General features: G+C 45.2%; 15 protein-coding genes and 1 tRNA gene. 8 read left to right on the top strand and 8 right to left on the bottom strand.

Annotated elements, in window-relative coordinates; all coding sequences use genetic code 11:
• Window positions 1-15: 15 nt before the first annotated feature.
• Both QZZ36_RS08810 and QZZ36_RS08805 read left to right on the top strand, forming a co-directional pair.
• Window positions 16-663 (top strand): SIMPL domain-containing protein, encoded by a 648-nt coding sequence (locus QZZ36_RS08810; RefSeq protein WP_295080155.1) that lies wholly within the window; start codon window positions 16-18, stop codon window positions 661-663.
• A gap of 15 nt (window positions 664-678) precedes the next feature.
• Window positions 679-1,785: a cation diffusion facilitator family transporter gene (locus QZZ36_RS08805; protein ID WP_295080151.1), complete on the top strand. Its 1,107-nt coding sequence runs from the start codon at window positions 679-681 to the stop codon at window positions 1,783-1,785.
• A 73-nt stretch (window positions 1,786-1,858) separates the two neighbouring features.
• On the opposite strand, the gene QZZ36_RS08800 is transcribed toward QZZ36_RS08805, so the two are convergent.
• The 8 genes from QZZ36_RS08800 to QZZ36_RS08765 all read right to left on the bottom strand — a co-directional run bounded on the left by QZZ36_RS08800 (window position 1,859) and on the right by QZZ36_RS08765 (window position 10,790).
• Window positions 1,859-3,115 (bottom strand): Mur ligase family protein, encoded by a 1,257-nt coding sequence (locus tag QZZ36_RS08800; protein WP_295080148.1) that lies wholly within the window; start codon window positions 3,113-3,115, stop codon window positions 1,859-1,861.
• Window positions 3,116-3,125: 10 nt separating this feature from the next.
• On the bottom strand, window positions 3,126-4,385 hold the full coding sequence (locus QZZ36_RS08795) for a DUF4268 domain-containing protein (protein ID WP_295080144.1): 1,260 nt from the start codon (window positions 4,383-4,385) through the stop codon (window positions 3,126-3,128).
• Window positions 4,386-4,462: 77 nt separating this feature from the next.
• Window positions 4,463-5,206: an SDR family oxidoreductase gene (locus QZZ36_RS08790; protein WP_295080141.1), complete on the bottom strand. Its 744-nt coding sequence runs from the start codon at window positions 5,204-5,206 to the stop codon at window positions 4,463-4,465.
• 66 nt (window positions 5,207-5,272) lie between these two features.
• Window positions 5,273-5,575, bottom strand: coding sequence for a Dabb family protein (locus tag QZZ36_RS08785; RefSeq protein WP_295080137.1), 303 nt, complete (start codon window positions 5,573-5,575; stop codon window positions 5,273-5,275).
• 61 nt (window positions 5,576-5,636) lie between these two features.
• Window positions 5,637-6,137: a GNAT family N-acetyltransferase gene (locus QZZ36_RS08780; protein ID WP_295080133.1), complete on the bottom strand. Its 501-nt coding sequence runs from the start codon at window positions 6,135-6,137 to the stop codon at window positions 5,637-5,639.
• Window positions 6,118-6,807, bottom strand: a complete 690-nt coding sequence (locus QZZ36_RS08775; RefSeq protein ID WP_295080129.1) for a hypothetical protein — start codon at window positions 6,805-6,807, stop codon at window positions 6,118-6,120. Before QZZ36_RS08775 ends, QZZ36_RS08780 begins: the two co-directional genes overlap by 20 nt.
• Window positions 6,808-6,974: 167 nt before the next feature.
• Window positions 6,975-8,402, bottom strand: a complete 1,428-nt coding sequence (gene pyk, locus QZZ36_RS08770; RefSeq protein WP_295080126.1) for a pyruvate kinase — start codon at window positions 8,400-8,402, stop codon at window positions 6,975-6,977.
• Window positions 8,403-8,432: 30 nt separating this feature from the next.
• Window positions 8,433-10,790 carry a UvrD-helicase domain-containing protein gene (locus QZZ36_RS08765; RefSeq protein ID WP_295080123.1) on the bottom strand — a complete coding sequence of 786 codons (2,358 nt, stop codon included), beginning with the start codon at window positions 10,788-10,790 and terminating at the stop codon, window positions 8,433-8,435.
• Between the two features lie 596 nt (window positions 10,791-11,386).
• Between QZZ36_RS08765 and QZZ36_RS08760 the strand changes: the two genes are divergently transcribed.
• The 6 genes from QZZ36_RS08760 (at window position 11,387) to QZZ36_RS08735 (ending at window position 23,957) form a co-directional block, all read left to right on the top strand.
• A tRNA-Gln gene (locus QZZ36_RS08760) sits at window positions 11,387-11,462 on the top strand.
• A gap of 451 nt (window positions 11,463-11,913) precedes the next feature.
• Window positions 11,914-12,894, top strand: coding sequence for a hypothetical protein (locus QZZ36_RS08755; protein ID WP_295080120.1), 981 nt, complete (start codon window positions 11,914-11,916; stop codon window positions 12,892-12,894).
• On the top strand, window positions 12,884-22,744 hold the full coding sequence (locus QZZ36_RS08750) for a polymorphic toxin-type HINT domain-containing protein (RefSeq protein ID WP_295080117.1): 9,861 nt from the start codon (window positions 12,884-12,886) through the stop codon (window positions 22,742-22,744). The genes QZZ36_RS08755 and QZZ36_RS08750 overlap by 11 nt, the downstream gene beginning before the upstream one ends.
• Window positions 22,741-23,070, top strand: a complete 330-nt coding sequence (locus QZZ36_RS08745; protein ID WP_295080114.1) for a hypothetical protein — start codon at window positions 22,741-22,743, stop codon at window positions 23,068-23,070. The genes QZZ36_RS08750 and QZZ36_RS08745 overlap by 4 nt, the downstream gene beginning before the upstream one ends.
• A gap of 90 nt (window positions 23,071-23,160) precedes the next feature.
• Entirely contained in the window at window positions 23,161-23,631 is a 471-nt protein-coding gene (locus QZZ36_RS08740; protein ID WP_295080111.1) for a polymorphic toxin-type HINT domain-containing protein, read from the top strand.
• Window positions 23,632-23,636: 5 nt separating this feature from the next.
• Complete coding sequence (locus QZZ36_RS08735) at window positions 23,637-23,957, top strand: hypothetical protein (RefSeq protein ID WP_295080108.1); 321 nt, start codon at window positions 23,637-23,639, stop codon at window positions 23,955-23,957.
• Window positions 23,958-24,012: the final 55 nt, after the last annotated feature.

The following is a 24,012-nucleotide window of genomic DNA, read 5'->3' as shown; positions in this document are numbered from 1 at the left end:
AGGAGTGATCGTACTATGGCTTCTGTTATTGTAAGGGGAACGGGAAGCGTTTCCGTAAAGCCTGATCTTATACGTCTTGTGCTTGAAATGGAGTCCCGCAGCAGGGACTGTGGAGAGGCAATGGAAAAAGCGGGCAAAGATATTGAAGAGCTCAGGGATATACTGGGCGGTTTCGGATTTGAGAGGGACGCGCTGAAGACCTCGGACTTCAATGTCAGGACGGAATATGAGTCTCAGCCTGATGAGAACAATATCTACCATAATGTATTCAAGGGCTACTGCTGTTTTCATTCCGTGAAAGTGGAGTTTGACCTTGACACCGAGCGCCTTGCCGGTATACTGAGGGCTGTCTCAGCTTCGGGCGCCGCTCCGCAGCTGAATGTATGCTTCACGGTAAAGGACGAGGAGCCTGCCTGTGAGGAGCTTATACGCCTTTCGGCTTCAAACGCAAAAAGAAAAGCGGAGCTGCTCTGCAAGGCTTCCGGAGTAAGGCTGGGAAAGCTTCTGAAAATAAGCTATGACCGTTCAGATATGAATTTCGTATCGCAGGCGCGTTTCAGCATGGATATGAACTGCCTGCGGGCAGAGGCAAAAGCTGTGAGCATAACTCCGGACGATATAAAGCTCACTGACTGCGCGGAATTCGAGTGGGAGACTTTCTGAGAAGGTATATGGGATATGAACAGAGATAAAGTCATTGTCAGAACAAGTATAATAGGTATACTTGCCAATATTTTCCTTGCGTCATTCAAGGCTGTGGTGGGTGTACTCAGTTCCTCGATCGCTATAGTTCTTGACGCTGTGAACAACCTCAGCGATGTAATGTCGTCAGTGATAACGATAACAGGTACAAAGCTGGCTAAAAAGCGTCCCGACAAGAAGCATCCCTACGGCTACGGACGTGTGGAGAACCTGAGCACCTCGCTTATCGCGGTGATAGTTCTCTATGCCGGCGTTACTTCGTTTGTTGAGTCCATAAAGAAGATAATATCTCCGCCTGTGCCTGATTATTCTGCGGTCGCTATAGTAATAGTTGCAGCAGCAGTAATTGTAAAGATATTTCTCGGACTATATGTAATGAAAAAGGGAGAGGCGGTCAATTCCGATTCACTTATCGCTTCGGGAAAGGACGCACTTCTGGATTCTGTCATCTCGGCGGCTACTCTTCTTGCGGCGGTTATATACCTTGTGTTCCACATACGAACCGAGGCGTGGCTCGGCGCGGTGATATCGCTTGTCATTATCAAATCCGGACTTGAGATACTGGGTGAGAGCCTTTCGAGCATAATCGGAAAGCGCATAAGCAGTGATCTTTCAAAGGAGATAAAGGATACCGTGACTTCATTCCCGGAGGTGCAGGGAGCATACGACCTGATACTCCACAGCTATGGTCCCGATCTGCTTATCGGCTCGGTGCATATAGAGATACCGGATACCATGAGCGTCGCAGAGCTCGACAAGCTGGAGCACAGGATAACGGAGAAGGTGCTTGCGGAGCACAGGGCGATACTTGCAGGTATAAGTGTTTATGCTGTGAATACGCAGAACGACAGGGCTTCACAGATGTATGAGGATATACGCAGGAATGTTATGTCGCACGAATATGTGCTGCAGATACACGGCTTCTACCTCGACGAGCAGAAAATGACAATACATTTCGATATCATCATAGACTTTGCGGCTCCCGACAGCGGGGAGCTGTATGACCATATCCTCACGGAGACTCAGGAAGCCTATCCTGATTATAATGTCAGCATAACTCTTGATACCGATATCAGCGACTGACGCATACTGAAATAAAATGATCCCGCAGGCTTTCATAATGAAAGCCTGCGGGATTTTCTTATCTGATAATAAATCATGTGCCGTACATATTGAGGTACTCGCTGGCAAGATAAAGTGAACCGCATATCACAGCCACGCCATTGTTTTCAAGGGCGAGAGCCTTCGCTTTCTCCACACATTCCGCAAGAGTACCGGTCTCGGCTTCTGTACGGAAGCTTGCGATATCCGCGATAGTCCCGGCAGGAACGGCGTTTGCCGCAAAGCCGTCCACTGCAAAGAGCCTGTCCGAAAGCTCGGATATGGTCTTTATGCAGCCGATGTAGTCCTTGGAGTCCACCATGCCCATGACGGTATATATCTTCTTCCTGCGTGTACTGAGATACATCAGCATGAGGGACAGCATTCCCACGCCGGCAGGATTGTGACCGCCGTCCACTATAACAGGCGGCTCCCCGTCGATGTACTGCACTCTTGCCCGTACCTGAGTAGTCTCAATGGAACGTATCACGGCGCTGTCGCTGACTGAAAAGCCCTTGCCGCGGAGATAGATACAGGCGGTTATGGCTGTTTGCGCATTGTATTTCTGATGTATGCCGGGCATTGCCGGAGTGAGGGTTATGCCCCTGTATATGAAAGGGGAGTAAAGTCCGCCGTCGGGAGAGGGTCTGCATGGTTCACATGGTATGAACTCCGCGTCTGCTTCCTCTGCGGTCTTTCTGACGAGTTCCCTGACGCTTTCCGGATTGTCCTCGGAGAGTATCACAGCCGAGCCGCCTTTGATTATACCTGCCTTGTGGGAGGCTATCTCCTCAACGGTCTCGCCGAGAAGTGCTGTATGATCGAGGGATATGGACGTTATCACCGATACAAGGGGCGGAGGTATCACGTTTGTGGAGTCAAGAAGTCCTCCGATACCCGTTTCAAGCACGACGATATCGCATTTTTCGCGCTCGTACCACAGCATGGCAATAGCCATTGTTATCTCGAACTGGGAATAAGCCCTGTCGTCAACTCTTTCCTTTACGAACTCCGCAAGCTCGCAGAGGGACTTTTCGTCTATCTCGTCATCGTTTATGCGTATCCTGTCGGTGTAGCGCAGAACGAAGGGGGAGGTGAACTTGCCCGTCTTATAGCCGGAGAACTGCAAGGCGTTCGCAATATATTCAAGAGTTGAGCCCTTGCCGTTGGTGCCTGCGATATGGACAAATCTCAGCCGCTCCTGCGGATCGCCCACACGCTTCATAAGCTCCCTTGCACGGGAGAGGTCGGTTATCCTGCCTCCCGATTTGGTATAGGAATTTATGAAGCTCATACATTCTTCTATGTTCATGGTTTCTCCTTTATTTCAGCCTGTTTTTAAATACTTCGCGCATAGCAATAGCCTTATCAATAGCTTCTTCAATAAGCCTATCGTAGTTACTATGGTCATCAAAATTCAAACCGTCGATTTTATACAGTATCCTGCTTGCTTTTGCATTGTCTAATCTCTGCCAATCGACTTCAAAGTCAAGTTCCATTTCAATTTTTTCATGTTCTGCGTATAGTTTGTCAAATAATTCTTTGTTAGAAGCAATATATAATTCAACACCAATGTAAGAATCCTTATTCACAAGAGAAACACTAATACACGCCTGGCTTGTTCCGACAGCTATATTGTACCAACTTATAGAACTTGCTTTATGGATTGCAAATGGCTTTCCTCGTGCAATCACATGATCGTTGAACTGTGTCCAGAATTCAAGTCTTTCAGACTGACTTTTATTCATTGTTTCAGATGATTTATTTATCTTTGATTCTTTAATGAAGTCATTTGGTTGCTCAACAACATCAAACATTGGCGCAGGATCTGAATTACCGATCTTATACGCATGGAGTTCGATAAGGAAGAAGTTTATGTCTTTGGACGTGTTATTATTAAGCCACTCGATAGCGCTTCTGTGCTCGTCTCTTGCTTCCTTGACTATCCATACAATTACTTTTGCATCTAAACCTGACGCATAAGTTATTATCTTGCCGAGGTGGTCGTGATTGGAATTTTCAAGCTGATTTTCGATAATAACCTTAGTGCCTGTGGTTTCATCAACAGCCACGATATCGCACCTGTATGCGCCCACATAGGCTTCTGTGTTTATATCAACTAAAGTCAAGCCAATCTTCTCATTCAGCAATTCGATGTTTTCATCTTTAGCAAGCCAAGCGGAAAAATCATACTGCTCATGCTTCCATAGCTCTCGAATATTAACTTCCTGCAATTTACCGATTTTCATTGTTTTATCCCCCTTTGAACAAGTATCTTCATTTTTAAGTAAAAGCAACATTCGTTTTAATACAGATGTGACAATACCAGAATCATATCTTTCTTTAAAACTACCATTCATAAAGTAATCTTCTCTAAAAATAAGTGTTAAAAGGCAACAACACATATGATAATCAGCATTTGGAAGTCTTTTTATCTCTTTATCAACATTTGATTCTACATATTCTGTGTAATAATATTCAATGTCGCCCATTGCTTCAAAAAGTTTATAATAATGCTCTAATCTTGGTGTCTTATAATCAATAAGAGCTTGTATCTTTTTTATCTTTTCAGCATTTGTCATTTCAATATCCCCCTAAAACAATACATATTGAAATAAATAAAGTAAGCGGGCGGCGGAACGCAGCCCCATAAGCCATATTAATACACTCCTGCCTGCTTTTCAGCCTTGGCAACAGCTTCTTCAAGTGTCATGCCCGTAAACTCCTGTGCGGAGAAGATACGTCCGCATTTCTTGTCGTCGATAAAGGCTCCCACAAGCACGCCCGGAAGTGCGCTTTCGGGAGAGTTGGGAGCATTGGGTCCGCCTAGGTCTGTCCTGCACCAACCGGGGTCGGTAAGACTGAGAGTAACGTCTGTTCCTTCATAGTTCTTGCCGAGGTCACGGGTAACCTTGTTGAGAGCAGCCTTTGCTGCGGAATAGCCTGCCTGTTCGGGTTCGAGGTCGATGCCGCTTGTGGTGTTTACTATCCTTCCGAAGCCCCTCTCCTTCATCTGAGGAAGAAAATGATAGCATATCATCATCGGAGCTGTAGTGTTTATCTTAAAGCTTATGTCATAGTCCGATGCAGGAGTTGCGAGATAGTCAGTGCGGTAAGCTATCTGCAGACCTGCGTTGTTGAGTATTATGTCAGGCTTTGTGCCCTTTTCGTCAATAGTGCGGCACATTCTGTCTACCTGTTCCATGTCCGAAAGCTCTGCTGTCACGATGTAAGCGTCAACGCCCAGCGCCTTTACCTCGCTGAGTACCTTTTTGCAGTGCTCCTCAGTTCTGCTGTGGAGAATAAGGTTGCAGCCCTGCTTGGCCATGAATATCGCCGAAAGATAACCGATACCACGGCTCGCGCCCGTAATGAGCGCCCATTTCCCTTTTACATTTACCATGTTTTCTTCCTCCCTGTGGGATATTTATATATGCGATTCTCCCGCCGTGTGACGGGAGAATGAACATCAGTATTCGTAGTCGATACAAGCTCTGTCTGTCTTTACCGTACCGATAAATTTGCCGAACTCGATATGCGCAGGGTGTACCTGATATGCGTTGAGGTCGTCGATAGTGTCGAAGTCGCAGAGAAGAGAGATAGTGTAGTTACTCTCTGGAGCGTCCTTTGAGTTGATGACTACCTCGCCCTTTCTGAGCTCCTTCACGTTTGCGATAACATTGTCGAAGCGCTTCTGAGCTTCAAGAGCGTTTTCGTACTCGCTCCTGCCGTCAGCTTCTTTAAGCTTGAACATAACTATATGCTTTATCATTAAAAAAACCTGCTTTCCTGTAAGTGATTAGTTATTAGTGATTAGTGCATAGTGCTTAGCTTTAAAGCTCAAATATCTTTGCTTTAAAGGTTTTCTTTCCATCGTAGCTCGAATATTCGCCATAGCCTTTGAACACAAGTCCGCACTTTTCTATTACGTGTGCGGAGGCTGTATTCTCAGCGGCACATTCAGCTCTGAGCTTCACATCACCGTACCTGCTCCGTACAAGCTCTATCATTGCCTTTGAAGCTTCTGTTGCGTAGCCCATGCCCCAGCAGTCATAGCGGAGATTGTAGCCGAACTCCCAGAAGCCGTCCTCCAGAAGTCTTATACCGCCTGAGCCTATAAGCTTACCGTCGCTCTTTCGCACAAAGCCGAACTCGAACTGCGTATCCGTAGATTTTACAGTTCGCAGCCATTCTTTGGTAGTCTCCACGTTTTCGTGGGTGGAGTATATCATGTATTTTGCGACTCTTTCGTCGCCAGTCCACTCAAAGGCAGCTTCCGCATCGTCAAGAGTCAGGGGACGGAGGATAAGGCGTTCAGTCGTTATCGTTGTCATTTTCTATATCCTTAACTTCGTTTTCTTCCTCGTCGTCATCATCTACAGGAATGACAATTCTTTCGAGCTTTTCCTTGCGTTCAAACATGATAAGTGGAATAAGAATAATTCCAACTATAAATACAAGGCTTCTTAATCTCTCATATTTTGTAGAATAGTTCAGATAATCGAGAAACCCTTCGTCTAAATCATTTTTAGCTTTTTCTGTAAGATAATCAAAGACTGTATCGGATAGTGCGGTGACAAGAACTCCTGCCCAGCCTGCAATAGCTTTGATGTCACGCTTTTCCTGCAATTCGTAGATAAGACATGGCATAAGCACAAGTTCAATGTAATAAACGTTACTGAAACCGTAATTCAATGCGCCCAAAGTCATGATACCTATCATTATATAAGTATAGATGATAAGAGAAGTTCGTTTTTTCCATTTTATTTTTCCGAACATCGTAAGAACAAGGATGATACCTGCTGTAATACCGACAATAAACAGTAATACATGGAATAAGTATTCTAAAAGAAGTACTGTATCATGGCTGAATGCTCTGACACTATCGCCGAAACCTTTCAGATAATTAATATTTTTGTCTGAATAGAAATATGCTGCAAGTGATGTAAGTACGAGAAGCTTTGACCATATTCGGTCGTATTTCCGTGTTATTATGACGATCACAAGAGCAATTGTAGCAAATAACGAAGGGAAATAATACTTCAGATTATTACTTATTGCTTCTATATCATGATAAGAGAAAAGAATTGATAATGTCGAAAAAGTAGGTCTTATCATCAATAAAGCTGCGATTATTTCAAGTATTCTTGTACGTTTTTTAATTGTCATTATTATTTACTACCGATTTTTTCAACTTTCATAAGATTTGTAGTACCCGATACGCCGAGAGGTACTCCTGCGGTTATCGCCACAAGGTCGCCGTCCTCAACAAGTCTGTGCGACTCGGCGGCGTCAACTGCTGCGGCAAAGAGGTCGTCGGTGTTGGTCTTTTCGTCGATGATGAAGGGGATAACGCCCCAGCTCATATTCATCTGACGGCATACCACCTCGCTCATGGTGCAGCTGATTATAGGACAGCTGGGACGGTACTTGGAAATAAGTCTCGCAGTCTGTCCGCCGAGAGATACGGTTATGATAGCTCTTGCATTCAGGTCGTGAGCAGTGGTAACAGTAGCGTGGGCGATAGCCTCCGCAACGCTTCCGTTCTGCTCTGCACGGCGTGAAGAAAAGCGTGTCTTGTAGTTGATATTGTTTTCAGTGGTCTCTGCAATAAGAGCCATAGTCTTTACAGCTTCAACAGGGAAGGAGCCGGCTGCGGTCTCACCTGAGAGCATTATAGCGCTGGTGCCGTCGTATATAGCATTTGCAACGTCGGTTATCTCCGCACGGGTAGGACGGGGATTGGTTATCATGGACTCCAGCATCTGTGTAGCGGTTATTACCTGCTTGCCTGCGTTGTAGCCCTTTTTGATAAGGGACTTCTGTATAGCAGGTATCTGCTCGAAAGGTATCTCTACGCCCATATCTCCGCGGGCGACCATGATACCGTCGGCGGCTTCAAGTATCTCGTCGATATTCTCAACGCCGTCTGTATTCTCTATTTTAGCGATTATCCTTACGTCGAACCAGCCGAGGCTCTGTGTGAACTTCCTGAGATAGTTGATATCCGCAGCGGTGCGGACAAAGCTTGCGGCGATGAAGTCAAAGCCCATTTTCGATCCGAATTCCAGATCGTCCATATCCCTTTCGCTGAGATAAGGCATGGAGAGCTTTACTCCGGGGACGTTTATTCCCTTGTTGTTTGAAAGAGTTCCGCCGTGTATTACGCGGCAGACAATTTCAGTGGTAGTTACCTTTTCCGCAAGGAGCTCGATAACTCCGTCGTTTATCAGTATCCTCGTGCCCATGCTCACATCACGGGGGAGCTTCTTGAAGCTGATGCTTCCTACCTTGTCGGTGCAGGGGACGTCCTCTGTGGTAAGGGTATAGGTATCGCCGTCGTGTATCTCAACGGGCTTGTCGTCAACGAATCTGCCGAGTCTTATCTCCGGACCCTTTGTATCAAGGAGAGTTGCGATAGGCATATCAAGCTCTTTCCTGAGCTTTTCAATAACGCGGAAACGCTTTTCGTGGGTCTCGTAGTTTCCGTGAGAAAAGTTGAAACGTGCGACGTTCATACCGGCGAGCATGAGCTCGCGCATAATGTTCTCATCATCTGTTGCAGGACCGATGGTACATACTATCTTAGTTTTCCTCATTTGAATATGCCTCTTTCCTTTATGAGCTTATCAGAGCTTTTTCAGCTTTGCGTAATTTGCCATTATCTTCTTTGTGCCGACCTTGTCAAAAGCTATTTCAAGCATGGAATCGTTTGCCATAGGCTTCACGGAGACTATCACTCCCTCGCCGAAAATGCTGTGGGAAACCTTTTCTCCCGCGGCATACGCAACCGTTTCCTTGGGAGCGCCCGCGGCTTTCTTGCTTCGTGCAAGCTGCTGCTGAAGAGTTGCGGAATGTACCTCTGTCACGGACTTGTTGTTCTCTTCGAGCTGCTGCTTCATAGCGGCGACATTGTCGTGCTTTTCAACGAGCTCGCTGCCGATCTCACGCATAAAGCGTGAGGTAACATTGTGCTGTGTCTGACCGAAGAGCATACGCTGTCTCGCGTTTGTGAGGTAAAGGCGTTTCTTTGCGCGTGTTATGGCAACATAGGCAAGACGTCTTTCCTCCTCCATATCGTCCTCGCTGTCAAAGGAGCGTGAGCTCGGAAAAATGCCGTCGTCCATGCCGGTAACGAAAATGTTCTCGTACTCCAGTCCCTTGGCGGAGTGTATCGTCATCAGAGTTACCTTGTCATCGCTGCCGTCGTCGCGGTCAGCCTCGGTATAAAGAGCAACTTCCTCAAGGAAGCCTCCGAGAGTAGGCTCCTCCGCCTGTTCCATGTACTGAACTATGGACGTGCGGAGCTCCTGCACGTTCTCTATCTTTACATCCGCGTTTTCGAGAGCCTTCAGGCTGTCAAGATAGCCTGTCTTGTCAAGGAGCAGGTCGAGGAACTCGTCAAGCGGTAGCTCTTCCGATTTCTCTGTGAGCATCTCGAACATCTGATATGCGCTTTTAAGCGGGGATATCTTCTTGGAAAGTGGAGCGTACTCCTCACAGTTTTTAAGCACCTCAAAAGGCGATATCTTCAGGTCGCGGCTGATATCCTCTATTACTGTAAGAGTTGAGTCGCCTATGCCTCGCTTGGGCTCATTGATTATACGTCTGAAGCGGAGCATATCGTTATGGTTGTTGATAAAGCTGAGGTAGGAGGTAACGTCCTTTATCTCCTTGCGGTCATAGAATCTCATACCGCCGTAAACACGGTAGGGTATTCCGCATTTAACCAGCATACGTTCGATCGAGTTCGACTGGGCGTTCATGCGGTAAAGGACGGCGTTGTCGGAAAAATGTCCTGTTTCCTTATATCTTTCAAGTATGGTATCAGCAATGAACTGGGCTTCGTCCAGGTCGTCAACAGCCTTGTACCAGTACACCTTGTCGCCCTGCTCACCGGAGGTCCAGAGAGTCTTGGGCTTGCGGCTGCTGTTGTGGCTGATGACAGAGTTTGCAGCGTCGAGTATAGTCTGGGTGGAGCGGTAGTTCTGCTCAAGGCGTATCACCTTCGCACCGTCAAACTGGCTCTCGAAGCCGAGTATATTCTCTATATTCGCGCCGCGGAAGCGGTATATGCTCTGGTCGTCATCGCCGACTACACAGATATTCCTGTGTCCGTCCGAGAGAAGTGAAACGAGTCTGAACTGCACGTGGTTGGTATCCTGATACTCGTCCACCATTATGTATCTGAAGCGGTTCCTGTATTTTTCCAGCACCTCTGGGAACTGCTCGAACAGCTCCACTGTAAGTACGAGTATATCGTCGAAATCGAGGGCGTTTGCTGCTTTCATGCGCTCCTGATACAGAGCGTAGAGCTTTGCCACCATTTTTTTGCGGTAGTCCTGTCCTGCTTCCGAGCGCAGCTCCTCAGGACCTGTCATCTTGTCCTTTGCTATGCTGATCTCACTGAGAACTGCCTTGGGAGCAAGCTGCTTTTCCGACACGTCAAGCTCAGCCATTACGTTCTTAATCATGCGCTGGCTGTCATCGGAATCATATATAGTGAAGTCCCTGCCGTAGCCGAGGGCTTCTATCTCGCTTCTGAGTATTCTTACACAGGCGGAATGAAAGGTGGAAGCGTTGATATTCATAGCTTCCTCGCCGAGCATTGCCGAGAGCCTTTCCTTCAGCTCGCCTGCTGCTTTGTTTGTAAAGGTTATTGCAAGAATGTTCCACGGACGCACAGGATCCACAGCGACTGTGTCCCTGAGGGTGTCGAAGTCATCGGTCTTTCCGTCGGCATAGTCCTGCAGGAAGGCAGTATCCTCCTTGCTTCCCTCACGGGTGGTATCGAAAAATGCATTTCCGAAATTGATCATATTAGCTATGCGGTTGACGATAACAGTCGTTTTACCGCTTCCTGCGCCTGCGAGTACAAGTACAGGTCCGTTGACGGTAAAAACAGCCTCCTGCTGCATATCGTTCATACGGCTGAAATATCTTTTCAGCGCTGCCTGTTTTGCGGAATTATAAGTATTGTTTTTCATAAAAAGCTCTCCATATACGCCATAATATCCAAAGTGCAGACTATGCACTTTTACAATAATTCCCCTTTGTTTATCGGCATTTGATAAACTTATAAATACATTATAGCACATTTGTCAGTGCTTGAAAACCCCCTGAAAGGAATTTTTTTCAAATTTTTATCTCTCTAAAATAGGAAGATGTAGGAAAACTGTAATATTTTCAATAAATTGTAAGGATTTGAAACCGTTTCCTCAGAAAAAATACGCTGAATCGTCTTGAAATTGAAATAGTCCTGTTATTGTAATCGGTGATGCAAAGATGATATAATAAAAATGCGGAACAGCGCAGATAGTGTTGAGTCCAATGGAAAGCCATCTGAACCTACCCCCGGTCTGCGAGAGCAGGCAAAAGACTTTACCGCTGATCCCCCCATCAGCGGTCAGGCAATGGTAGTTCAAAAGAAAGAAAATGTGTTATATAGCAGGAGCGCTCCCTGAATATGGGAGCGCTCCTGCATCATGCAGTTTATAGTTAAAATATAAAAATATATATCTTTGTATTGACAAGCAGTAGTATAAGTGATATAATAATAAAGCTGAATAATTCAGTAATACATTGGGGTGTCGCCAAGTGGTAAGGCAGCGGACTCTGACTCCGTTATTTCGAGGGTTCAAATCCTTCCACCCCAACCAGCGCGGAGCCCGCGCAGCCAAGTTTGCGTCTCACTTTTAGTGGGGCGTTAATTTTTTTTCATGCTCTATACAGTATCTGAATCGTAACGCAAAGTTAAAAGCTGCATTTTTGTTGCGTAATGTACAAAATGCAGCTTTTATTTTTGTTGATAGTGATGACGACGTATGTATCGTAATACATATGCTGTTTTTATATATTTACACTTTCCGGCGTTTGTGATACTATCGCCGGGAAAGCTGAAAACAAGGGACATTACACCGTGATCCGGTATAAAATGTCCCTAATTTTTCTGATACTGGACGCGGATATTTCAGAAATGTATATATTGCACAAATATATACAACGTGTATTCTGAGGCTTTGTTTATATAAACAATTTATTTTACGATATAGATTTGTTATAATAAAAGTAGTGTTTTTTACCCCAAAATATAATGAAAGAAGGAATTTTATGGGTGGGAAAAGGTTGATTTACCTCTTTTCATTAATTTCTGTGGGCTGTGCTGCTGCGTCGGCTACTGTTTATGCGGCAACTAACAATGCATCGGTTCACGGTTATGATATGGAAAATTCTTATATTCGTCTGTCTGTCGAACAGGACAAGCGGCAGAGCGAGTATCTGAGGTACAAACTGAAAGCTGTTGAAGGACAGCTCAACAACAACGAGGACGACAACAAGGATCTGACATACAAGTATTTTTATTCGGGTATAACTTCATTCCGTATAAATGGTACAGACTATGTTTACGGCCGCGGAGAGGATGTCGGCACACCGTCATTCAATGCGGACGAAAAAAGTCATACCTCTGCGCAGCGTTTCGGAGATGTGGTTATAGAACAGAAGCTTACATTTTCAGAGGGCTTTACAAAGGGCTTTGACGATATGCTGAAGATCAGCTACAAAGTTCTTGAAACCGGAGAAAGCGCTTATGTCGGAACGGATATCGTCATAGATCCTATGATAGATACTGACGACAGGGCAAAGTTTACAGTTAGCGGAGCCGAGGTAGGCAAGGAAGCTTTTTTCAGTCAAAATATACCTGCTGAGTGGAAGGCAGAAATGAGACAGAGCAGCTCTGTGAGCGCATACGGCAAGACCAACGGTGTTCCACACGCTCCGGACACGCTTTACTTCGGAAACTGGAACAAAATGTACGATGAGCTCTGGGATTACAGCTCTGATATAAACAGCGACATAAACGACGGCGCTGTATCTGTAAAGTGGGAGCCGGTCAAGGTCGAGGCAGGCTATGAATTCACCACTTATTACGGTATAAAGAACTATGCCGCTGCAGCAGACGGAAATAACGTCAAGCTTGTAGACACTTCGGACAGCTTCCCGAAGGCATCGGCTGCGCTCTTTGCTGTTGCTCTTGCTGCGGCTGCGGCAAGTGTGATCACCTACAGAAAGGAGAAAGCAGATGAAGAATAAGAAACTTTTCAATAAGATCATAGCTTCAGCTCTTTCTGTGGTAATGGGCGTACAGTATACGGTATCTGTTCTTCCGCAGAGCGTTTATGCAGCCTATATAGGCGATGATTATGTTCTGTACTCTTCCGGTGATACTGTTATAAATACGGAAAACGCCGTTATAAACGGCAACGTATATACCGGAGACAAGTTCGATTACCGCGGAAGCTCTGTCTGCTATGTAAACGAACTGCTGAACGCAAACGAAAAGTCCGGTTCAGTCACCCCTGCCAAGAGCGAATATTCAAGATCTGATATGCCTGATTATTCGTACAAGCTCAGCAAGGGCGTTTCGTACGATGTGGTATATGATGGAGACGAGACCATACTCAATGCTTCTCATGACCTTTCTTCTTCGATACTTGCAAAGGGAGCTCTCAGGATAAGCAATACCGTATTCTCCGGAAAGGGATACATAAAGGCTGACGGTGACGTTATATATGACGCTGTTCAGAACGCGGACGGATGCGAGATATTCATATGCTCTGAAAACGGAAATGTTGTCATTCAGGGTACAGACCTGACCATTGACGGAATAATATACGCTCCTAACGGAAAGGTAGAGATAAATGCCAAGCACCTTAAAATAAACGGTGCTGTGATCGCAAAGAATACCGAGATAAACGGTACCGATGTTGAGATCGGCAAAATGGCGGATCCTTATTCTCCTCTGCTTGAAAAGGGCCCTGAGCTCCGTATAAGCGGTTCGGGAGATACATACCGTGAGAATCGCAAGATCACTCTGGATATTTCGGAAAGTCTCGAAAAGAACGAGCTTATTCCCGATTCTGTTGAGTGGAGCTTCAAGGCTGAAAATCCCGCGCAGCAGACAGCAGTAAAAATAGATGATGAAACTTCCACAACGGCTGTCAAGAACCTTGTTATAACCGAGGCGGGAAATTACAGGATAGAAGTAGACGCAAAGACTAAAAAGGGCGACTCGGTAAAGTACTATGATGTACTGACGATCAAAAAGGATATCGCTCCGGTCTCAGGCTTCTGGATAGAGAATGAAACGACCGAGCGTGACGGCAGCGGCGAAGCTGTTTTCAGGCTTGAGGATACTTCATACTCTCTTGACGGCGACAAGATCGGAAGCAGAATATGGTCTGTTTTCTTTGACAGCGATAATGACGGCGACTTTTCCGACGAAAATGAAGAGGTATTCAGTCTCGGAAATGAAACCAATGTTACATACAAGGCTTCATCTGTAGGTAAGTACCGTTTCCGCCTTCAGGCTGCGGAATATTTTGAGGACACCATACCTAAGCTCATCTCAAAGGACGCCTACCTCAGCGCTGACAGCGCTGACAACGATAAAGTCAGCAGCAAAACAGAAGTAATAAACAACGCTCCTGTTTCAAATTCCGGAATAAGCAAGGCTAAAAATGTGGATATCGTTGTAACTGTCGGTACTGCCGATACTGATGATATCCGCACCATAAACAACAATGTTGATTCAATAAAGAAGGAGCTGGAGGACAGAGGCTTCTCAGTCAACCTTTCAACTGTCTCCACGTCTACTCTTACCGCAAAGGATCAGTTCGCATGGACACCCTATGACCATTACGATTATCAGGACGGCTGCGGTGCTGTCAACCTGGATCATCACATCTTCAGGGAAAAGGATTCGATAAAAATGGTCGGCTACGGCTGGGCTCCGCTGCGTGACTGGCTTTTTGTCGATGACGGTGTGCAGGCTAAGCGTGTACTTTCCTTCGATATGATAAGGGACAAGACCGACTGGCACAGTATGGAGGGCGGCGGCTTCCTGTTCAATACTTCTATCAGGGAAGAAAAGGTAATACCAGAGGGAAGCGAAGAGGAAGTTACTGTAAAGAAAATGAGCGGTTACTGTATCCTGCTCTGCAACGGCGCTTTCAGACTCGTACAGCTGAACGATATCAATGCTGACGAGTTCCGTGACGGAGGCATAAGCAATTCCGTGACCGGTGCGGGCAAGCTTCTTGTATCCGTTCCCGTAAGCGATTCATACGATAACTACAGCGTTAAGATCATTACAAGCGACAGAACGGTTTCTGTTTACGCGAACAATGAACCCAAGATAGAGAACTTCGTGCTCCCTGACAAGAAATCAGGTACCGGCTTCGGACCTATCATATGTCATGGTTCGCACGGCTGTTCTCAGCAGTCATATTTCACATTCAGCAATATAAGGATGACCACTGTAAGCGGAAGCGAGCTCAGTGACATTCTTGACAACTACAAGTGGAGAGATTCGGCAGAGCGCTTTGTTATCAATCTCAGCAAGGAAAGCAACCACGATCTGCAGGACGAGACATTTTTAGGCGCGGTAATAAAATCGCTCACCGAAAAGGATCTCAACCTTATCGGACTTGGCACTGTCTCTTCACAGGAGCAGTATAAAGAGCTTTTCAGATCGGCAGACGGTACGTTTATCGACTGGTATGATCTGCTAAAGGAGCCTGAAACACTGAAGAAGTGTATCATGGACAAGCTCTCTGAAAACGATTACTCCATCAAGGATGATACCATAACTACTTCTGACGAGATAGACTACAATGACTATTTCGTTGACAAGGAAAACGACCCTGTGGGCGAGCAGTCATGGAAGTATACTCTTGACGCCTCTGTTTACGAGAACAGCAAGGGCGAAAGCGGAGAGTTTACAGAAAAGGCTCCCATAACCGTTTTCACATCAACAGGAAAATACAGCATATCCTCAATACTGAAGGACGATCCTACAAAGGGAAATGAAAACCTGAAGGATTACAGCAAATGGTCAAATGCAACAGACTGGACCGACTGTCTCTATGTCCACAGCAAGCCTGTGGCTGAGATAAGCTCGGAGATCGCTGCTTCTGATTCTCCCGACAAGATGATATGCTCACTCAGCTTCAGTGCTTACGATCCCGATGCTGAGAGCAAGGCGAATAAGGGAATAAAGGAAGAAAAGTTCCAGTGGAAGTGCATAAAGGATCAGAACTGGACAGATGGCAGGATACCGAGAGTCATCGACGCTGACAAGGTATACCTCCAGAAGTATGTCGTATGCGACGAGATGGGACAGTGGAGCGATCCCTGCGTTGAGGTCGTATACGCAGAAAAGCAGGAAAACATCGATCAGTTCAAGGATGATATGCCGCCTAAGGTAACACTGACTGTATCAGACCCGAATCCGTACAGGGGAGATACTGTACTTGTATCAGCTGCGGCGACCGATGACAACGAAGTTGCTTCTGTAGTGGTAAAGGCAAACGGCAGGGTCATCTCGAATTATCAGGGCAGTGTACTGTATACCTGCAGCAGTTCCGGAGAAGTTACATTTACCGTGGAATGCAAGGACATCGGCGGAAACGAAGCAAGCGCCGAAGAGACGATCACCGTTCAGGGTCCCCGTGATATGACTCCTCCGACCATCAGCATAAACCATAACAGAGACGTAAAGTACGATGAAGGAAAAGTTACTGTCAGCGGTACAATAAAGGATGAGACAAAGTTCGGTGAATACAAGGTAAGCTATGCCGTAAAGGACAGCGAGGACTTCAAGGAAGTATTCAGCTCTGATTCAGAGGTCGAAAACGGCGAGATAGTTTCCTTTGACCTTCCTGACAAGGATCCCGGCGAGTACACCATTATAATAGAGGCTGTCGATGCGGAGGGCAACAAGAGATTTGACAACATAAACATTTCAGTCACCGAAGAAAAGGTGAAAACTGACGGCAGCCAGACAACTGAAAAGAAAGTTCAGCCCAAGAGGGAAAATATCCCCTCTGAGATAACCCTTGAATCATCTGCGGAAATTGCCGAGATCGGAGAGACCGTGATCGTCAAGGTCGATGCAGTTGATGAGGACGGACTTGTTTCACTTATCACCTATGTAAACAATAAAAAGGTCGGCGATGGTCCCGGCGAGCTCCGTATATGCGAGATAGAGCCCAAGACAGTAACAGTAAAGGCTGTTGCTCAGGACGCTCTCGGAGCAAAGACAGAGAAGTCCATTGAGATAGTGTTCCAGGACACTTCTGACCACACACCGCCTGTTGCCGAGATCACAGAGCCCGGCAATGACAAGGCAATTTCAGGCAAGGTAATTATAAAGGGCTCTGCATTTGACGAGACAGCTCTCAGAAAGTATCAGCTCGATTACAAAAAGAGCGGTAGCAACACATATTCACCCATTGTTTCTTCAATGCAGAGCAAGCAGGACGAAGAGCTCGGCGAATGGGATACATACGCTCTGGACAACGGCGTTTATGAGCTGAGACTTACAGTTACCGACAACGGCGGCAACAGCGCTGAATTCAAATGTGAATATCAGGTGCAGAACGGTGCTGTAAAGCCCGAAGAACCTGAAAACAACGGCGAAGGCGATAACAGCGGCGAAAGCGGCAGTGATGACAACGGCGGAGAAGATGAGCAGCTTATCTTCTTCAGCAAGCCGGAGCCTGACGTAACTGCCGACAAGGTACTGAAAATAGAAGCTCAGACCGACAGCAGGCTCATCAACAGTGCATACAGTGTATACATTCAGAAGAACACACGCGACAGCAAGCAGATAAAGGCAGCTTCCGGCGTGATAGGTTCTGACTGCAATATTTCCGCTTCTGTTGATACTTCCATACTTGATGAAGGAAATTACACTGTTACTATCGCGGTCAGCGGAAGAGATATCGGCACCAGCGCAAAAACAGGCGCTGTTATAAAGCACGGCTTCAAACAGACTGACAGCGAGGAATACAAGTGTGCCATCGTTTCACCCGCAGATCTTGAACAGCTTACCGGTGTCAGCGAGATCAAGGCTGAAATAACGCCTGATGTCTTCACAAGGTACAAGTTTGAGTATGCAGCGGCAGGAACAGGAAGTTTCGTAATATTCGATGACGGAAAGATCGTTGACGAAAAGGAACTGACTGCGGAATTCGATACGACTCTTATCACAAACGGATACTATGATATAAGAGTTACGGTATACAATGACGAGATCACCGTTTCGGATACTGTTACAGCAGACGTAGACGGAAGCATGAAGATAGGAAACTTCACGATAAGCTTCACTGATATCGAGACATCATTCAGCGGATTGCCTGTTTCTGTCATAAGAACATACGACAGCCGCACAAAGGATATACTCGGCGATTTCGGCTACGGCTGGGATATGGCATATAACAGCGCAAAGATAAGCGTAAGCGGAGTTCAGGGCGAAAACTGGGAGACCCGTACTGAAAGGGAGGGCTTCTTCACAAGATATGATATCAAGGAGACACGCACTCACAGGATAAAGGTAGACCTTGGCAATGGTATCAAGGACGAATTCGCTGTATGCGTAAATCCTGCAAGTCAGATGTTCGTTCCGCTCACATACGGCGTAGGCGTGGAGTATGCTGCCCTCAACGGCTCAAGATCAAAGCTCCAGTCCTATGATATGAGGAGCAGCGATCTTATCCATATCGACAATGTACTTGCCACAGACGACGGAGAGGTATTTGATCCGCACAGGTTCCTTTATACAAGAGCAGACGGAACAAAGTATGTTCTTGACACAAGGGAAGGAATCATAAGCGCGACTTCAGCTACCGGTGAGACTCTTAACTTCAGCAGGGACGCTATCACAGCTTCCGACGGAAAGGCTATAAGCTTTACCAGGGACAAGGAAGGACGTATAACCGAGATATCAACAGCCGCGGGTCAGAGCGTGAAGTATACATATGACGCATACGGCGATCTTGTATCGGTTGCTGATCTGAACGGAAACACGACCCGTTTCGTATACCGCGATCATTACATCACCGAGATGCACGATCCGAGAAATGTATGTATCGCAAAGAATGAATACGACAGCGAAGGTAGACTTGTAAGCGTAACGGATTCATACGGAAATGTAACAAAGTACGAGCATGATATCGACGGAAGAGAAGAGGTCATCACCGACAGAAACGGCGGCGTAACGAAATATTTTTACGACGAGCGCGGAAATGTCACAGCTGCGACGGATCCTATGGGCAACACCGTAAAGAAGTCCTATGACAGCAATGGCAGGATGATATCAAAGACATCAGCGTCCGGACATACATCTACCTATAAGTATAACGAGAACGGCGACGTTGAGTCGATGACCGATTCCGAGGGAAATACTGTTTCAAGCAAGTACAATCAGAAGGGTATGTTATCTACTGTAAATGCTATGGGAACAGATATCATGACCATCAGCTACGACGATTCGGGACTTGTTACCAAAACGGTGGACGCGCTCGGAAATTCCACAGACTACAGCTACAATTACAACGGTCGTCTCACCTCAGTTTCTGATGGCATAGGCGAATATATGAATATCGTCTACGATAATGACGGCAACGTGATCTCGACTGTAAACGGTGCGGGAGATACCGCTGATTTCACATATGATGAAAAAGGCAACTGCATTTCAAAAACTGTCAAGTACAAGGTCAACGGTGAAGAAAAGACCTTCGTCGAGAACTATACCTATGACGAGGCAGGAAATGTTTTACAGATCTCCGATAATGCAGGAAGGGTAACTTCCTCCGAATACAATGTCATAGGCAAGGTATCTGCAACTGTCGATGAGAAGGGCAGAAGGACAAGGTATGACTATGACAATGAAGGAAACCTTACAAGAATAACCTATGCGGACGGTACCACAGAGCAGTTCACATATGATAAGGAAGGAAACAACCTTACAGCTACCGACAGACTCAACCGCACGGTAACAATGGAGTATGACAAGGTCGGAAATCTTTTGTCAAAGACATATCCGAACGGTACTTCAGAGAGCTATACTTATGACAAGGACTATAATCTTATCAGCAAGAAGGCTGTAAACGGTTCCGAAACAAAGTATGAGTATGACAGCATAGGCAGAAATACTGCGATAACCGATACATACGGCAACCGCACCGAATTCGTTTACAACAGCAATTCACAGCTCAGGGAGATGAAGGATCCCAAGGGTTATGTCTACAGCTATACCTATGACCTGAACGGCAACAAGACCGACATAACATATCCGGACGGTACTTCTTCTCATACAGATTATGACGCAAGAGGAAGAGTAACGAGCCAGACTGATCAGAACGGAAATACTACTTCCTACAAATACGACGGCGCTGACAGACTTACAGGCGTTACCGACGCACTCGGAAATACAACTTCGTATGTATACGACGAGGCAGGCGAGCTTCTATCAGTGACCGACGCTGAAGGCAATATCACACAGTATGGATATGACGAACACAGCAGAGTAAACAAGATCGTAAACGCTGCGGGTCAGACTGCTGAAATGACATATGACGGCACAGGCAATGTCCTGACTTCTACAGATTTCGGCGGAAAGAAGACAGAATACAGCTATGACGGCTATGACAGGCTTGTCAGCAAGAAGAATGATTCCGGCAGAACCTCATATTCATACACAAGAGACGGAAAGCTCGCTTCCGCAAGCATGGGCAGAGGCAATTACACCTTTACCTATGATGCGATGGATAACCTTACAAAGATAGCATATCCTGACGGCAGCTATGTTGAGTATGCTTATGATGATTTCGGCAGAATGACAAGCATGGGCACTCCTTACGGAACTAACTCATACAAATACGATGACCTTGACAGGCTTGTAAGTGTTACCGACAAGAACGGAGCTTCTGTAAGCTATCGCTATGATGCCAACGGAAACCGTTCCGAGGCAGTATATCCCAACGGTCAGAAGACTGTATACAACTATGATAAGCTGAACAGGCTCGTTTCCGAGTATACAGTTGATGACAAGGATAATGTAATATTAAAGTATGAATACACCATCGGCAAGGCAGGAGAAAAGACATCCGTTGCTGAAAATGACCGTACAGTAGATTATGTCTATGATGAACTGTACAGACTCGTTGCTGAAGCTGTAACAGACAGCGACGGAAAAGTCACACGTTATTCATACACCTATGACAAGGTCAATAACCGTATCAGCAAAACTGTTGACGGCGAGTTAACTTCTTACACATACAATGAGCTCAATCAGCTCGTAAAGGAAAACGATACTGTTTATGAGTATGATGAAGCCGGCAACCTTGTCAGCGTGACGGCACCTGATAAATCATCGCTGTTTGCTTATAACGCAGATAACAAGATGATACGTGCGACCGTTCAGCAGGGCAATGACGTAAGCGTTGAGGAATATGAGTATGATTTCGCAGGAAACCGCGTATCGAAAAAGACCGAGAACGACTATGTTCATTACCTTAACGACATCAGCGGAGAACTTTCTTATGTCATCGCAGAAACAGACAAGAACGGTTCGGAGATATGTTACTATACCCGCGGACTGGAGCTTGTATCTCAGTTCAGAGACGGAAAGACTTCATACTATCTCACAGACGGACACGGCTCTGTAAGAGCTCTTGCGGACAGTGACGGAAATATAACCGATAAGTATGACTACGACGCATGGGGCAACCTGCTTTCGTCCGAGGGCGATACACCGAACAGCTATCTGTACTGTGCGGAAGCTCTTGACAGCACAACAGGTCTGTATTATCTCCGTGCAAGGTATATGGATCCTTCAACCGGAACATTTACCTCAATGGATACATATCAGGGAGACATTTTCGATCCTGCGACACTTCACAAATACCTCTATGCAAATTCAAATCCTGTAACGTATAACGATCCTACAGGTAACTTCTTATCGCTTGCGGAATTCTCCATATCGAGCGCCATTGACAAGATAATGGAAAGCAGAACATACCTGAAATACATAGAGATCTATAATAAGATGAGGAAAACTCTTACTATAATCAACTGGGTATGTACGATCTATGATACAGCCAGGGAGCTTTTCCTTGTATTTACCGATCCAAACACATCAGGTGTGGATGTGCTTAGCGCAGCGGCAAGAGGTATTCTGACTGGTATAATTATCAACGGTCTGTGCAAGATGGCTTATATCGGACCGATTATCAAAGCAGCAGTTAAAGCGGGAGCGGTGTACGGTCAAGTAGAGAGTATCATAGATGCAGCAAAGGACGGACATTATGACCTTGTGGTCGTACGAATCGTTCAGCTTATAATTGATATCATTTCTCTGCCCGCAGCCTGCTTTACAGGAGATACTCTCGTAGCAACAGAGGACGGACAGAAGCGTATCGATGAGATCGAAGTGGGCGACAAGGTATGGGCTTATAATATCTTCACAGGGGAGACGGAGCTCAGGGAAGTTCTGACGGTATATGTCCACGACGACGTGACGGAGATACTTCACCTCCATACAACAGCAGGCGATGTAGATACTACAACAAACCACCCGTTCTATGTATCCGGCAGAGGTTGGGTAGCAGCAGGCGATCTTAACGATGGCGATGAAGTATACCTTATTGACGGTTCAGCAGCATATGTAACAGGCGCAGAGCTCGAAAAGCTTGCAGAGCCGGTAACGGTATATAACCTTGAGGTCGAAGGCTTAAACACCTACTTTGTTGGTGATGAAGCTGTTTTGGTGCATAATTATAAGAAAGGAGACAAACTACCAGATCCTAATGAATTGCCAAATTCTGATTGGCAAGATGTTACTCATCCTATGCAGGCACAAAACACTAATTCAAGGGAATATTACAATGCAAAAACAGATACCCGTATACGTTTTGATCCTGCTACACCAGGAGCACCTGGTTTTGAAGGTCAAGATCATTATCACATTTATAATCCAAATTCAACAGGAAAAGGTGATTATTATTTGGATATAGATGGTAATCCTGTACCTAAAGGGTCATCAGCATCACATATTTTAATATCGCTTGTTAGGATGTTGTTTGGAGATGACGAATGAACTTAGTACAATTGTATTTGAATTATACTCTTCATGATTCTGTTATTACTGATTTCTTTTATTCGCTAAATCAAAGATATGCACGTTGTGTGCTTTCGGTTGAAATGAATAATTGTAATTATACATATACCATTAATTTTGAGGAAATAACATTATTTAAGATTGAAGCACAAAACGCGGATTTTATTGGGAATGAACTAATCGATATAAAGGTATCAAGTGATAATGGCGAGTATTTTAAAGCTTTTTTTAGCGAAGGATTTGCCATGCCAGGAAAAGTAATAGAAATAAGATGTGACAAAGTAAATATCTATGTACAAAAATAAATTAACCGTTTGTATTGAAAAGCCGAGGTCTCAGACCTCGGCTATTTTTCTTGACATAAAAGGAAAATGATATTATAATAAAACTAATGGTTGTTCTATGTACCTGGCAGAGGCTGGGTAGCAGCCGGTGACCTTAATGTCGGCGATGAAGTATACCTTATTGACGGTTCAGCAGCATATGTAACAGGCGCAGAGCTCGAAAAGCTTGCAGAGCCGGTAACGGTATATAACCTTGAGGTCGAAGGCTTAAACACCTACTTCGTTGGTGATGAAGCTGTTCTTGTACATAATTATGAAAATAAAACTACCAAAGGCTTTTGGAAAGATTATGATAAGCTCTCTCCAGAAGAGCAAAGAGCTGCCAAAGAAGCTTATGCTATGTTTAAACAGAATCCAAATCATCCAGGTTTGAATTTTGAAGATGTGACTGTTGGCAATAATCCAAGAACTTTTTCTGTACGAATTAACAGAGGTTTACGTGCATATGCAAGATTGCTAAAGGATAATGTTTTGGAGTGGTTTGAAATAAACAGACATGATTATAAATCGATAAGAAGGTAATAAAAATGGAAACATCGCATCTCATTTTAGAAGCAATATGTTTATCAAATCAAAAGGAAGAAACAAATAAATGCAATTGTAAAGGGAAACAAATTATATCAATAGAATGTCTGCGTGACAATCAAAAAAATTTTTCCCCTTGCTGCTTTTTGGGAATTTCGAAAGCAAAATCTACAATAGCACTAACTGATGAAAAAGGAATTGTTATTAATGGAAATGAATTTTTTGGTGGATTTAAAACAAGTGTAAAAGAATATGCAGAGAAAGAAAGACAATGGATCGACAAGTGTGATAAACTAATCGATGATTTAAAGAAAAATGAATAATTATTTTCAGCCGAGGTCTCAGACCTCGGCTATTTTTCTTGACATAAAAGGAAAA

It is taken from the genome of Ruminococcus sp. (genome assembly GCF_016287535.1).
GTDB lineage: Bacteria > Bacillota > Clostridia > Oscillospirales > Ruminococcaceae > Ruminococcus.
The sequence above is the reverse complement of the archived record's forward strand: the minus strand, read 5'-3'. Positions and strand labels throughout refer to the sequence as shown.

What these genes read in the sequence shown, in the direction of transcription:
- QZZ36_RS08810 (WP_295080155.1), top strand. Translation starts at nt 16, where the DNA reads ATGGCTTCTGTTATTGTAAGGGGAACGGGAAGCGTTTCCGTAAAGCCT.
- QZZ36_RS08805 (WP_295080151.1), top strand. Translation starts at nt 679, where the DNA reads ATGAACAGAGATAAAGTCATTGTCAGAACAAGTATAATAGGTATACTT.
- QZZ36_RS08800 (WP_295080148.1), bottom strand. Translation starts at nt 3,115, where the DNA reads ATGAACATAGAAGAATGTATGAGCTTCATAAATTCCTATACCAAATCG.
- QZZ36_RS08795 (WP_295080144.1), bottom strand. Translation starts at nt 4,385, where the DNA reads ATGACAAATGCTGAAAAGATAAAAAAGATACAAGCTCTTATTGATTAT.
- QZZ36_RS08790 (WP_295080141.1), bottom strand. Translation starts at nt 5,206, where the DNA reads ATGGTAAATGTAAAAGGGAAATGGGCGCTCATTACGGGCGCGAGCCGT.
- QZZ36_RS08785 (WP_295080137.1), bottom strand. Translation starts at nt 5,575, where the DNA reads ATGATAAAGCATATAGTTATGTTCAAGCTTAAAGAAGCTGACGGCAGG.
- QZZ36_RS08780 (WP_295080133.1), bottom strand. Translation starts at nt 6,137, where the DNA reads ATGACAACGATAACGACTGAACGCCTTATCCTCCGTCCCCTGACTCTT.
- pyk (WP_295080126.1), bottom strand. Translation starts at nt 8,402, where the DNA reads ATGAGGAAAACTAAGATAGTATGTACCATCGGTCCTGCAACAGATGAT.
- QZZ36_RS08765 (WP_295080123.1), bottom strand. Translation starts at nt 10,790, where the DNA reads ATGAAAAACAATACTTATAATTCCGCAAAACAGGCAGCGCTGAAAAGA.
- QZZ36_RS08755 (WP_295080120.1), top strand. Translation starts at nt 11,914, where the DNA reads ATGGGTGGGAAAAGGTTGATTTACCTCTTTTCATTAATTTCTGTGGGC.
- QZZ36_RS08750 (WP_295080117.1), top strand. Translation starts at nt 12,884, where the DNA reads ATGAAGAATAAGAAACTTTTCAATAAGATCATAGCTTCAGCTCTTTCT.
- QZZ36_RS08745 (WP_295080114.1), top strand. Translation starts at nt 22,741, where the DNA reads ATGAACTTAGTACAATTGTATTTGAATTATACTCTTCATGATTCTGTT.
- QZZ36_RS08735 (WP_295080108.1), top strand. Translation starts at nt 23,637, where the DNA reads ATGGAAACATCGCATCTCATTTTAGAAGCAATATGTTTATCAAATCAA.